Genomic DNA, 12788 nt, shown 5'->3' with positions numbered 1-12788 from the left:
GGCGGTGGGAAGCCGGCGGGGATCGGTCCCCCGTGGGGGTCAATCACGTCTTCGGCGATGCCAGCGCAGACGGCGGCGGGTTCCCATAGGGGCATGAACACAGCACTGAACGAGGCGGCGCCGGCTGCAGCGCCGACGCACCCCACCGCGAATAAGCACGATCTGGTCGTGACCACCATCGGCCTGACGAAGACCTATAACGGCGCGGCCGCTGTGGACCATGTGGACCTGCGCGTGCCGCGCGGCGGTGTCTATGGCTTCCTGGGCCCGAACGGAGCCGGGAAGTCCACCACCATGAAGCTGCTGCTGGGGCTGACCCGCCCCAGCTCCGGCAGCATGCAGGTACTCGGGCACCCGGTAAGCGCCCGCTCCCCACTGCCGGCCGGAGCCATCGGCTCCCTCATCGAGGGGCCCTCCTTCTATCCGCGGCTCACCGGCCCGGAGAACCTCGCAATGGTGGCCGACTACCTCGGTCTGTCCCGTGGCCGCGTGCAGCACGCGCTGTCCACGGTCTCGCTCACAGGCCAGGACAAGAAGCTGGTCAAGGACTACTCCCTGGGTATGAAACAGCGCCTGGGACTGGCCATGGCCCTGCTGGCCCAGCCGCCGCTCATGCTCTTGGACGAGCCCACCAACGGGCTGGACCCGGCCGGCGTCGCAGAGATCCGCCAGCTGATCGTGGACCTGGCCCGGCAGGAGGGCACGACCATCATCGTCTCCTCCCACATCCTGTCGGAGATCGAGCAGATGGCCGACGTGGTCGGCATCATCTGCGACGGCAGGCTGCGCTATCAGGGTCCCCTTTCCGGTCTGCAGGATGACGGGGTCATCGACTTCACGGTCTCCGATCCTGCTGGTGCTGCGGCCCTCCTCGGTGAGCAGCACATCCAGCATGAACTTCGCGGGCGGACGGTGCGCACACCGATGCTGCCCGAGGAGGCGGTCGGCGCGCTGGTGAGTCGCATCGTGCACGGCGGCGGCACCGTCTTCCGCGTGCAGACGGTCCGCAAGACACTGGAGCAGGCCTTCCTGGAGCTAACCGATCCACTCGGCTCACCGTCGCTCCCGACCTCCACCACTGCTGCTCCTTTCACGGTGCGAGGAGTTAACTAATGAGCGCAATTGTCATGGAGGCGCGCAAACTTAAGCGGCGTCATTTCTGGCTGATGGCAGCTCTGCTGGGAGGTCTGGCGGTAGCGTGGTCGGCGGGTCTGCTTTCAGCACGTGCAAACGGTGTGGAGCAGATGCGACTACTGAGCCTCGGCTTGGCCGACTCACTCAACATGACCACCATGTTGCTTCCCTTCATCGCAGCACTGCTGGCCTCCCGCCTGGCCACGGTCGATTCCGAGGAGCGCATGGGCCAGTGGCTCACTGCCCTCGGACAGGCCGAGCGCTCCCGGTTCTTCGGGAAGCTGCTCCTGGGCTCGTTCACCGTCGCCGTCGGTCAGCTGGCAATGCTGGGGCTCGCCGCCCTGGCCGGACCTGGCATGGGGCTGCGGACGGACTCCGCAGACCGAGAACTGATCTGGTCCATCGCCGTCGTCATGATCGCGGCCTGCGTCGCGGCGATGGCGGTGCAACTGATGCTGGCGATCTGTGTGCCCAAACAGGCGGTGGGCCTGGGCGTCGGAGCGGTGGCTGCGCTGCTGTGCTCCGCACTGCCATTCATGCACCTGGGTGCAGTGGACTGGCTGTTTCCCTGGGGCATCGTCGGCGCCGCGGCACCGCTTTCACAGGCGTCGCAGCAGGCGGGAACGGTGATTCTGGTCGACCATCCCTGGCTCAACGCGCTATGGGCGGTACTGGCAGCCAGCACCTGGACCGCACTGGCCTGGTTCATCATCAACTACCGGGAGAATCACCGATGAGTACAGCGACTTCTTCATTCCAACGACCCATGGCGCGCCCATTTAAGCATTCCTCGCAGCGGCCGAACTCCAGCGCCGCAATACCCTCGCTGTGGGCGGCCTGGAAGTGGGAGAACCGCAAGGCAGCCGCCTGGTGGTACTGGCCGGTCCTGGCACTGCTGTGCGGTGTCGGCATGGTCAATGGAGCGACCAACTATCTCGAGTACCGCGCGGAGTTCGAGGCACAGGGCATGACCTGGCTGGCGGTCTGGGGTCAGGGGACGCTGCTGACGACCATGCTGGCTTTTCCCCTTCTGGTGGGATCGTTAGTCGCTCAGATCGCTGTTGGAGAACACAGTGGACGCAACTGGCAGCGCATGCGCGCCAACCACCTGCAGGGAGTGATGCTACGCGGCAAGGTCATGCACATGGTGCAGATCGCCGTGCTGACCGCGCTGGTGCTGCTCGGTGAGTTCGCCGTCACCGGGCTGCTGCTTGGATTCGACCTTGCGGATATCGGTCCTTTTCTGCTGCGGGGAATTCCCGTTGCACTGGCCGTCCTCGCCACCGAGGTGTTCGTCGCCTGGCTCGGCGTGGTCATGACATCATTCGCGTCCGTCATGACCGTGGTGCTCGCGGGGACCGTGATTGGCAGCTTCCTGATCCTGGTGGTCCCCCAGATGGCGCCGTTCTACCCGCTGTCCGTCATGACGGCGGCATGCAGCCCAAGAGACCTGTACAGTGTCGCCTCCGTGGGCTCAATCCTCGTGACAACCGCGGTCGTTGCCGCCTGGTCAGGCGTATGGACGGCGTTGCTGCGCCGCGCCGTCGCCAAGGTCGCCTGATGTCTCCCGCATCACCGGAGCCATCCATGGTGCCACGGACCCTCATCGATCGCCTCGCCGCCTGGTGGCGCAACAGTGCACTGGGGTTATGGGCCGTGGTCATCGGGATGGGGCTGTTCGAGCTCGTTATGCTGGCTCATCTGCTGGCCGAGGGACCGGTGCCCGAAGTGCGAGTGTGGACGGCAGTCAGCCTGCTCGTCGCCCTTGCCCTGCTCGGGCGGCGGCGTTGGCCGCTGGCGGTATTGATCCTGACGACTCTGGCCTCCGCCGCCGCGGAGCTGTGGGGGCCGGGTGCGATTCTCAATCTGCCTCCACTAATTGCCCTGTACGCGTTGTTCGTGAACGCCGGAGCGCTTCAGCGCTTGATCGGCGCGCCGGTGTTGCTAGCCGGTTGGATACTGCCTCCGATATTCAGGGGACTGTCGTATCCGCTGACCGCTCGGCTCACGCCGTACATCTTCTTCTCTGTGGCCGTGATCGCGGCTGCGGCGATCTCCCGGGCCCGGCGGGAGGCCTTGGAGCACGGCGACGCTCAGCTAGCCGCCCAGGCCGCCGAACACCGGTTAACGGCGCAGCGCGACGCCGCCCGCCGTCAGGCCCGTGTGGCCGGGGAGCTGCATGACTCGGTGGGGCACGATCTGACCGCCATCATCGCCCTGTCGGAGGGGTTGGCCGGTGCCACGGGCATTGACGATGTCGACGAGGCACTCACCGCCATCAACGGCCTCGCCCGCGATGGACTCGCCGATACGCGCCGTGCCGTCGACGCCCTCCAGCCCAAGCGTACCGAGCCCAGTACCTACCAGGACGGCAGTTCTCAGTATGAGCTGTCCGGCACCGGACAGCCTGAGCTCGGCTGGGACGGGCTGTCCGGCTTGTTGGACACGACTCGACGCGCTGGCATTGCCGTCGCCCTGACCGAGACCGGTCACCGCACCGAGGACGCTGGAACAGGAGCGATGGTCTACATGGTGGTGCGTGAGGCCCTGACCAATGTCATGCGGCATGCGGACGGGGCCACGCGCGTCGTGATCTCCCTGGATCATGCCGCTCCGCTAACCCAAGTCACCGTGTCCGACGACGGCCCGACCGCCCAAGGCGCAAACACCGAGACGGCAACGGTCAATCCCCAGAACTCGGGACATGGGCTCGCACACTTGGCGGATGTGTTGGGCGAGGCTGGCGGGAGCCTGAACGCCGGCCCCGGCCCGGGAGGCTGGCGGCTGCGGGCCTCATTCCGCATCGGGAGGCCGTATGACCCCGTCCACCGCCCCACGTCTCAACAAGACCGGCAGGGTCATCACCGTCATGGTGGTCGACGATCAGCGCGCCGCCCGCATGGGCCTATCACTGATCATCAACCGCGCAGAAGACCTACAAGTAATCGCCCAGGCCACCGACGGGCAAGACGCACTCGATCAGCTCACGCACCTGGAAACGGATCGTCGCTCCCTCCCGGACGTGGTGTTGATGGACATCCGCATGCCCGTCCTGAACGGTGTGGAGGCCATTGCACGCATCAGTCAGCTCCATCCCTCGGTCAAGACGCTCGCCTTGACCACCTACGACCAGGACGACTATGCCTTCGGCGCCCTGTCCGCTGGGGCCTCCGGTTTCCTCCTCAAGGACACGCGTACGGCGCAGCTGCATCAGGCGATCCGGGCGGTCGCCTCGGGGGACGCCATACTCACCCCGCGCATCACGCGGGAGCTGCTCAGGCGCCATGCCTTCCACCCCGTCGCTTCGCCACAGCAGCGCGCCGCCCAGGAGCGCCTCGAGCGGCTGAGTCCACGCGAACGTGAGGTCGCCGAACTGGTGGCTCAGGGACTGACCAACTCGGAGATCGCTCGGCGCCTGGTCATCGCCACGGACTCGGTGAAGAAGAACGTCACCCGCATCCTGGCCAAGCTGGACCTGCGCGACCGGGTGCAACTCGTCATCCTCATGCGGGACATTGAGTCCCAGTGAAGGGGCCATGCGGCAAAAAGTGTCCATCTAACGCCGCTTTCAGCTACGGGCCCACTTGGCGTCCGAGTGGTAAACGGCCCCATAACAGGGAAAGGTCCGAGCCGTCCCGGCAGACGAATGGCGACACCAGGGCCAAAGTGGCGTCAGATGGACACTTTTCCCCTGAAGCCCGTAGTCGGCCCCAGCCGAGGCCCGAGAACTCATGCGGTGGCTGGCTCTGGTCTCCGGCCGGCGCTCCAGAGTTGTTCCCAGGCGGCCGGAATCGCCTCGGTCAGGTCCAGTGCAGCAATTGGATGACCCGAGCGCTCAAACGGCCGGCCGGGCCCAGTGGTGGCTGCGGGGTCGGCGTCAGCCATGTCCGTCGCCCGCTCCGCCGCGAGCGCATGCAGCCGCACGCCCAGGGCCGCGCAGCGGGCGGAGACTTCGGCATACACGTCCCCGCCGCCCGCGGCCACCTCGTTGTCGGCATCGGCCCGGGCGGCCGCCAGCAGAGCGCCGATAATGCCCGCCAGCACGTCCCCGCTGCCGGCGGTGGCCAGCCAGCCCGGGCCGGAGTCGACCGACAGCAGCGCCCCGCCCGGAGAGGCAATAAGCGTGGGGGTGGTCTTAAGCAGCACAGTCGCCCCGGTCAGCCCCGCCAGGCGGCGCACCGCCGCGGCCGGTGCGACCTCAACCTCCTCCCGCGCAGTCTGCTCCCCCAGCGCGGTCAGCAGGGCGGCGGCCTCGCCGGCGTGCGGAGTGAGCACATGTTGCGGACCGCAGCGACCACCGGCGGCAATGCGGGAGGCCAGCAACGGCAAGGCGCCCGCATCAATGACCGCGGCGACTATGTCGGACTTAACTGAGGAAGTATCGGTGTCGGTGGTGGCAGTTACCGCCTCGGTGCAGGCGGCGGTCGCCTTGTCTTCTCCAAGCGCCCGCCCCAGGGCCGCATCCAACTCAGCGGCACGCGGGGCGTCGGCCGGATCGGTGCCCGGGCCAATGACCAGCGCCTGCCAGCGTCCGTCGCCGGGCACGGCCTCGGGGCGGCGGGCAAGCACCAGGTCGACCACCCGCGCCGGCGCCACCAGCCGCACCATGCCGGCGCCGGTGCGCACCGCCGCGGAGACAGCCAGCACCGCCGCACCCGGATAGGTCTGGCTACCGGCCCACAGGCCGACCACGCCGCGCGTGTACTTGTGGTCGCGGTCCCCGGGCACGCGCAACAGGCGACCCAGTTCCGCATCCGCGGGCCGGACGGCCAGGGGCTCCCCGCCGGGCACCGGCAGCCCCAGGTCCGCTACCTCCACCCGCCCGCACAGTGGCGCGGCCGGCGGCAGCAGGTGGGCGCCCTTGATACAGGTGAAGGTGACGGTGCGGTCGGCTGCCAGCACGGGGCCGGGCACGGTGCCATCGTCCACGCCGACACCGGAGGGCAGGTCCACGGCCAGCACCCGGAAGGGCCGCTCCCCCGGCTGCCCGACGGCGCACAGCGGCGCGATGAGCCCGGCCGCGGCGGGGCGCAGCGACCCGGTGGCGCCGATGCCGGTGAGGCCGTCGATCACCAGGTCGACTCCGGCCGCTCCCCCGGCGGCGGCTGTGCGAGACGCGGCAATTGGATCAGCGGCAAGGCGCACGCCGGCCCGGTCGGCGGCCGCCAGGGCCGTGGCGTGCAGGCGGGAGACGTCGGTTGCGGGGGCGGCGGTTACGGCGCATCCGCGGCGGGCCAGCAGGGCACCGGCCAGCAGGGCGTCGCCGCCGTTGTGACCGCCGCCCACGAGCAGCAGCACGCGCGCACCGGGCACGGAGCCACGCACCGCCCGGATCTCCTCCACCGCCGCCCGCGTCAGCGCATGGGCCGCGGCGTGCATGTAGCGGTCGGTGCCCGCGGTCAGCGGCGCCTCCGCGGCGGCGACAGCGCGAGCCGGGTAGGCGTTTTCGGTTGGGAGAAGCTGACTCACGGCTTAATTCTTGTACATTTGCCAGAACCCCGGTCCGCATTGCCGCCACGCCACGTGGTCGAGCCGCGTCGGATCCGCCCGGAACAGCGCTTGGAGCACGCCGCCGTCTGGAAGACACCGTGCCACTAACGCCGCTCGAGAACGGCTCCGTTGTCGGAATGGGCTTCGGCCTCCGCCCGGATGACACCTGTCAACGCCCAGGCGAGCAGCGCCAGGCTGGCGACGAACAGTGAGGCCCCTGCGACGGCTATGTGTCCCACATCCTCGAGCCAGCCGATGAACGGTGGAATGAGCAGGGCCGCACCGGCTTGGACCGCCAGCAGTGGCCGCACTCGGTGCAACAGCATCTCGAGCCCACGGGTTTCACCATGCATTGCTCTCCACGCGTATCCCGCAACGAGCAGGCATGCACCCAACCAGGGCAGAGGTATTGCGGTGACCAGCACGGATGCGAGAAGCGGGAATCTCAGCGAGGGCTCAGTGGCGTAGATCTCACCGACCAGCAGGTACAGATACACCATGGCGCCTGCGACAAGCAGCGCATGCAGGAACGCGGCGACGAAGACAAGCCGCATCGGCCGTGGCTCTGCGATAGAAGATGAAACAGACATAGCAATCCTCAAGGGGTCACGCCCGGCGCGATTCCGTAGTAATCATGAGCCGTTCCGTCTTCGTCCCATTGCCGGCATACACACACGCATGGCGACTCCTGCCTATCCAGGGACTGGGTATTCTAGCCGACTCACCACTTGAAAGTGAGTCAAACCACAGACAACAGGCGTGGCAAGTCGCCACGCGAACCGTTACTTCAACCCAGCCCCTGCATTTGCTTCTTGGCAGACGCTGGAGCTCCATTCATGAGCGCTATTCCACGGTGACGGACTTGGCCAGGTTGCGGGGCTGGTCCACGTCCAGGCCCTTGGCCCTGGCCAGGGCGGCGGCGAAGATCTGCAGCGGCACCACCGTCAGCAGCGGCCACATCAGGGTCGGGGTGGCGGGGATGCGGATGACCGTGTCGGCGAAGGGAGTGACCGCCTCGTCGCCCTCCTCGGCAATGACGATGGTCCGGGCGCCGCGGGCGCGCACCTCCTGAATGTTGGAGATGACCTTGTCATGCAGGACGGGGCGCCGCGGGGTGGGGACGATGACGAACACGGGCAGCCCGTCCTCCACCAGGGCGATGGGGCCGTGCTTGAGCTCGCCGGCGGCGAAGCCTCGGCGTGCACGTAGGCGACCTCCTTGAGCTTGAGCGCCCCCTCCAGGGCCACCGGGTAGCCGACGTGCCGCCCCAGGAACAGGAAGGAGGTCTGGTCGGCCAGCTGCGCCCCGAGCTCGCGGACCATGTCCTCCTGCTCGGCGAGCAGGCGCTCGATCTTGGCGGGCATCTTGCCCAGATTCTCCAGGTACTCGGCGACCTCGTCGGGCCACTTGTTGCCGCGCAGCTGCGCCAGGTACAGGCCCAACAGGTAGCAGGCGGTGATCTGAGCGAGGAAGGCCTTGGTGGAGGCCACCGCCACCTCCGGGCCGGCGTGGGTGTACAGGACCGCGTCGGCCTCGCGGGCGATGGTGGAGCCGTAGGTGTTGACGATCGCCAGCGCCCGACTGCCCTGCTCGCGGGCGTGACGCACGGCCTGAATGGTGTCCATCGTCTCCCCCGACTGGGAGATCGCCACGGTCAGGGTCTTCTCCGAGACGATGGGGTCGCGGTAGCGGAACTCGTGGGCGAGCTCAATCTCCACCGGGATGCGGCACCAGTGCTCGATGGCGTACTTGGCCACGTGCCCGGCGTAGGCGGCGGTCCCACAGGCGACCACGATGATCTTGTCGATGCTGCGCAGCACGGACGGGTCGATGCGCATCTCATCCAGGACGAGTTCGCCGCGGTCGTCGACGCGCCCGAGCAGGGTGTCGGCGACGGCGGTCGGCTGGTCGTGGATCTCCTTGTCCATGAAGGTCTCGTACCCGCCCTTGACGGCGGCCGAGGCGTCCCAGGAGACCTCCCATTCGCGCGGGGCGATGACGTTGCCGACGGCGTCCCACACGGTGACGGCGTCGGCGGTCAGCAGCAGCACCTGGTCGTCGTCGACCTCCGCGGCGCGGGTGGTGAAGGCGACGAAGGCGGCCACGTCCGAGCCGAGGTAGTTCTCGCCCTCACCCAGGCCGATCACCAGCGGGCTGGAGCGGCGGGCGGCGACGATCGCGCCGGGGGCGAGCTCGGTGACAGCGAGCAGCGCGAAGGTGCCCTCCAGGCGGGCGGTGACGGCGCGCATGGACTCCACCAGCGTCGCGGCGGCGGCGTCCGGGTCGACGGCGCCCTCATCCCGGCCGGAGGCGGCCAGGCGAGCGGTGAAGTCGAGGTCGAGCAGGTGGGCGACCACCTCGGTGTCGGTGGCGGAGCGCAGGGTGCGGCCCGCGGCCTCCACCTCGGCGCGCAGGGCGCGGAAGTTCTCGATGATGCCGTTGTGGACGACCGCCAGGCGACCGGCGCAGTGCGGGTGGGCGTTCTCAGTGGTGGGGCCGCCGTGGGTGGCCCAGCGGGTGTGGCCGATGCCCGCAGTGGCCGGCGCGGGCGCCGCCTCATCGAGGGCGGCGCGCAGGTTATCGAGCTTGCCGGCGGCCTTCACGGTGGTGAGCCGCTCGGCGCCGTCGGGCCGCACCAGAGCGATGCCGGCCGAGTCATAGCCGCGATACTCCAGGCGGGACAGGCCATCCAGCAGCACCTCCAGGGAGCGGCCGGAGCCGGGGGCGTCCGCGGGGCTGGTTGAGTTCAGGGGGCCGACGTGGCCGACGATTCCACACATGTGCCCGATCGAACCACCAACCGGCGCTCGGGCACAACGCCCGCGCCGAAAACGGGTGATGAAGTTGGTCGGCACGCCCGGTGAGAGATGCGGCGTCACAGCGTCCCGGCGGCGCCACACGTGCCTATGAGGTGACAATGCGTCACACTGGTGGAGTGAACACCCCCGTCTCCCCTGCGGCGTTGGTCTCCCGGACCGGCACCGCTCCCTCGCCGTACATCGAGCTGCACCGCGACCAGTGGCGTGCACTCGCCTCCTCCGCACCGCTGCCCCTGACCCAGGCGGACGTCGAGAAGCTGCGCGGCCTGGGCGACCCGATCGACCTGCCGGAGGTCGACGTGGTCTACCGGCCGCTGACGGCACTACTGGAGCACTTCATCACCACCGCCCGCGAGCGCGCTCGCCGCACCGCCGATTTCCTAGGCGTGGATGAGCGGCCCACGCCATTCGTCGTCGCCGTGGCCGGCTCGGTGGCGGTCGGCAAGTCGACGACGGCGCGGCTGCTCGCCCACCTGCTGGCCCGCTTCCCGGACACCCCGCGCGTGGACCTGGTGACCACCGACGGGTTTCTGCTGCCCAACGCCGTGCTGGAGGAGCGCGGGCTGACCGCCCGCAAGGGGTTCCCGGAGTCCTACGACCAGAAGGCCCTGCTGGAGTTCGTCACCGCGGTGAAGTCCGGGCGCCCCGGGTGGAGGCACCGGTGTACTCGCACACCGTCTACGACATCGTGCCGGGCAAAAGGCTCGTCATCGAGCAGCCGGACGTGGTGGTGCTGGAGGGGCTGAATGTGTTGCAGCCCGCCCCGCGGGTGCGTCACTCCCCCGGTGACGCTGACCGCCCGGTGACGTCGGCGCTGGCGGTCAGCGACTTCATCGACTTCTCCATCTATGTGGACGCCGATCCGGAGGATATCCGCCGCTGGTACCTGGACCGTTTCCTGACGCTGAAGCACACGGCCTTCAAGGATCCCAATTCCTACTTCCGGCGCTATCAGGCCATCCCGGACGACATCGCGCTGGCCGCGGCGAATGAGGTGTGGGAGAGCGTGAACCTGGTGAACCTGCGGGAGAACATCGCCCCCACCCGCGGGCGGGCCACCCTCGTACTGCACAAGGACGCCGACCATCACATGAGCCGGGTGCTGCTGCGCAAGGCCTGACTTCCGCGGGAGGTGAGGTAGGCGATTCTTCGACCGTTGGCGCGGCGCTCCTGTTCGACCGCCTCGTCGGGGACCGGAGAGTAGCCGCCGTCGTCGTAGGCGACTGCGCGGGAGACGCCCCACTCCCAGATGGTTTGTGCTGCGGCCGCAGCGGCCAGCAAGGCCTGATCCTCATGCTTAGAGAAACGCGCCGTGCCGGGCACGCGCAGCGCTAGTCCGGCAGGGTCGAGCAGCCATGCGGAGGCCTCGGTATGCCCGAAGTAGCGCCGGCTTCGTACGAAGAAGTACGAACTCGACGGCGGCCACGCCACCCGGCGGGTTCGCCACCCCGCCAGTACCAGTCCCTCACGGGAGATGGTCGTGCGCGCCCGAACAATATGGTGCAGGTTGTTTACGAGACTGCCCACGGCCACGACCAGCAGCATCCAAAAACCGCCGGACAGGCGCAGCGTCCCGTCCTCCCGGAACACTCCAGCAAATGCATGCGGCGTCCGCTCCGGGCCGAGCACGGCCGGCAGCGCCAGGATGCATAGGAACACGAGGATGACGATGTTGGGGATGAGACCGTGCCAGTTCGGCTTGTCTTTGAGGATTAGAGGCTCGTGGGCAAGCAGTGTCTGGTCGACTGGCAGGGCGCGTGGCACCGCTCCCATGGAAGGTATGGCTTGCGCAGCACGTGGGTCCGCGCTTTGCCGGGCACGCAGAGCAGGCATGGTCTCGCGGGCGTAGCCGCGGGTCAGCGCCCAGGCCCAGATGGCGTCGACCTCGGCCTCGAGTCGCGTTTGGGATGACACGCGCGGGGCGGACAATCTGGTCCTGTGACCTGCCGTTCCTACCTCGACCACGGGCACCGAGCCCCGCTCGCCGGCGGCCAGGACGACGATGAATCCGGCGCGGGAGTCGGGCCAAGGCAGGTGCACCGTCCGCAGCAGGCCGCGGGAGTGTATACCGCGGGCGTCGAATACGGTGCGGCGTCGCAGCATCGCAATGCCGAGGAACAGCGATAGTGCCCCAACCACGCACAGGGGCGCGGCGACCGGCAACGCGGGATCGAGGACATGCAGCATGTAGCCGAGGTACAGCAGCATAAGACCGGCACACAGGAAGACGAAGCCTGCAAGCATCCTGGAGGCAGCCGGTCGGCGTATTAGGGATTCCCGGCCCTGGAACGGCGCCGAGGCGGTCGCCTGTACGTCGCCGTATGGCGCGGCACCGCAGCCGTAGCCACCATGGGGCTCCTGCTGGGGAATAGTCATTGCTGCTCCTGGGGATGCGCCTGCAGATGCGCGATGCGCTGGGCGGTGGCGAGGCGCTGCTGCTCCACCTCGGCGTCAGCGGCAGGGCGGTAGAGGCCGTCGTCGCGGGCCGCGCCCCGGGAAGCGCCCCACTCCCAGATCGCCTGCGCCATCGCTTCGGCCGCCAGCAGCGCCTGACGCTCGTCCCGGGATGCCCAGTGCAGTCCCGGTACGCGCAGCGCCTCGCCGTCGGGTGTGAGCAGGCGCAGAGACGCGTGGTGCGCGCCGATTCGTGGGACGCCAGCACGAATATGCACGAGCGCGACTGCGGCCAGGTCAGCCGTCTAGTGCGCCAGCTGTCTTGCCATACCAGTCCCTCGGGCGACATGGTCAGCCGGGTGCTCATGATCCGCAAGACGGAGAACAGGAGGTAACCGGCCACATAGATCAGCAGCAGTACGGGCACCCCGGCGAAGGCCCCGGAGTCCGGAAAACGCCCGGACAGCGCTGGAAGAAAGCGCGGCCCCAGAACCGTGAGCAGACGCAGCCCTCCCGCCAGGGCCAAACATACGGCGCAAAGAATGATCGCCGGCCGGATAGCACTTCTCGCCGGCTTGAAGACCAGGAGGTCACGAGACAGCAGGACCGTGTCCTCGGGCGAAAGCCCATCTGCACGCGCCTGGGATGGGGCGTCGTACCCACAGGTGTTCCCCGGCGCGGACGGTGGCTGCGGTGATATCGACATGACTGGCGCGGCGTCGACGCCATGCGTGTAGCCGCGTGCCTGCGCCCACGCCCAGATCTCATCGACCTCCGCTTCCAGTCGCGAGCGCAGCCCATTGGGGTTCATGGCGGCAATGCGGGGCGCCGCCAGGGTTACGTTGCCTTGGGGCGTGGCCAGGGCAACCGTGGCGGTCAGCACGTCCGTCGTGCGCCCGCTCTCGGTTCTGACCCGTTCGGAGACGTTGATGGTAAAGGCGGTGCGGGAGT

The 12788-nt window shown here is 68.4% G+C and carries 8 protein-coding genes and 3 pseudogenes; 6 read left to right on the top strand and 5 right to left on the bottom strand.

What is annotated here, in order from left to right; genetic code table 11:
* The first annotated feature begins 93 nt into the window (after positions 1-93).
* From BW737_RS07700 to BW737_RS07680, 5 genes and pseudogenes are all read left to right on the top strand, one after another.
* Entirely contained in the window at positions 94-1113 is a 1020-nt protein-coding gene (locus BW737_RS07700; protein ID WP_086614070.1) for an ABC transporter ATP-binding protein, read from the top strand.
* Positions 1113-1871, top strand: coding sequence for an ABC transporter permease (locus BW737_RS07695; protein WP_086614071.1), 759 nt, complete (start codon positions 1113-1115; stop codon positions 1869-1871). The genes BW737_RS07700 and BW737_RS07695 overlap by 1 nt, the downstream gene beginning before the upstream one ends.
* Before the next feature lie 29 nt (positions 1872-1900).
* On the top strand, positions 1901-2695 hold the full coding sequence (locus BW737_RS07690; RefSeq protein ID WP_257210607.1) for an ABC transporter permease: 795 nt from the start codon (positions 1901-1903) through the stop codon (positions 2693-2695).
* Positions 2653-3417 (top strand): annotated as a pseudogene (locus BW737_RS18105) (histidine kinase dimerization/phosphoacceptor domain-containing protein); the annotation flags it as partial. The gene BW737_RS07690 and the pseudogene BW737_RS18105, both read left to right, overlap by 43 nt.
* A gap of 532 nt (positions 3418-3949) precedes the next feature.
* Entirely contained in the window at positions 3950-4663 is a 714-nt protein-coding gene (locus BW737_RS07680; protein ID WP_257210606.1) for a response regulator transcription factor, read from the top strand.
* 200 nt (positions 4664-4863) lie between these two features.
* On the opposite strand, the gene BW737_RS07675 is transcribed toward BW737_RS07680, so the two are convergent.
* The 3 genes and pseudogenes from BW737_RS07675 to glmS form a co-directional block, all read right to left on the bottom strand.
* A complete protein-coding gene (locus BW737_RS07675) occupies positions 4864-6603 on the bottom strand; it encodes a bifunctional ADP-dependent NAD(P)H-hydrate dehydratase/NAD(P)H-hydrate epimerase (protein WP_257210605.1) in 1740 nt (579 codons plus the stop codon).
* A gap of 125 nt (positions 6604-6728) precedes the next feature.
* Positions 6729-7178 (bottom strand): hypothetical protein, encoded by a 450-nt coding sequence (locus tag BW737_RS07670; RefSeq protein ID WP_086614072.1) that lies wholly within the window; start codon positions 7176-7178, stop codon positions 6729-6731.
* A gap of 289 nt (positions 7179-7467) precedes the next feature.
* Positions 7468-9404: pseudogene (gene glmS, locus BW737_RS07665) on the bottom strand (glutamine--fructose-6-phosphate transaminase (isomerizing)).
* Positions 9405-9541: 137 nt separating this feature from the next.
* On the opposite strand from glmS, the pseudogene coaA reads away from it, so the two are divergent.
* A pseudogene (gene coaA, locus BW737_RS07660) lies at positions 9542-10563 on the top strand (type I pantothenate kinase).
* Here the strand turns inward: coaA and BW737_RS07655 are convergent.
* Together BW737_RS07655 and BW737_RS15670 are read right to left on the bottom strand one after the other, a co-directional pair.
* A complete protein-coding gene (locus BW737_RS07655) occupies positions 10530-11819 on the bottom strand; it encodes a hypothetical protein (RefSeq protein WP_143233325.1) in 1290 nt (429 codons plus the stop codon). The pseudogene coaA and the gene BW737_RS07655 sit on opposite strands and share 34 nt — an antisense overlap.
* Positions 11816-12115 (bottom strand): hypothetical protein, encoded by a 300-nt coding sequence (locus tag BW737_RS15670; RefSeq protein ID WP_143233324.1) that lies wholly within the window; start codon positions 12113-12115, stop codon positions 11816-11818. Before BW737_RS15670 ends, BW737_RS07655 begins: the two co-directional genes overlap by 4 nt.
* Positions 12116-12788 lie beyond the last annotated feature (673 nt).

The organism is Actinomyces ruminis (genome assembly GCF_002154335.2).
Lineage (GTDB): Bacteria > Actinomycetota > Actinomycetes > Actinomycetales > Actinomycetaceae > Actinomyces > Actinomyces ruminis.
Note: the sequence above shows the minus strand (reverse complement) of the source record. Positions and strands in the feature narration are given on the sequence as shown.

Coding starts and splice junctions, on each gene's coding strand:
- BW737_RS07700 (WP_086614070.1), top strand. CDS start 94: ATGAACACAGCACTGAACGAGGCGGCGCCGGCTGCAGCGCCGACGCAC.
- BW737_RS07695 (WP_086614071.1), top strand. CDS start 1,113: ATGAGCGCAATTGTCATGGAGGCGCGCAAACTTAAGCGGCGTCATTTC.
- BW737_RS07690 (WP_257210607.1), top strand. CDS start 1,901: ATGGCGCGCCCATTTAAGCATTCCTCGCAGCGGCCGAACTCCAGCGCC.
- BW737_RS07680 (WP_257210606.1), top strand. CDS start 3,950: ATGACCCCGTCCACCGCCCCACGTCTCAACAAGACCGGCAGGGTCATC.
- BW737_RS07670 (WP_086614072.1), bottom strand. CDS start 7,178: ATGCGGCTTGTCTTCGTCGCCGCGTTCCTGCATGCGCTGCTTGTCGCA.
- BW737_RS07655 (WP_143233325.1), bottom strand. CDS start 11,819: ATGACTATTCCCCAGCAGGAGCCCCATGGTGGCTACGGCTGCGGTGCC.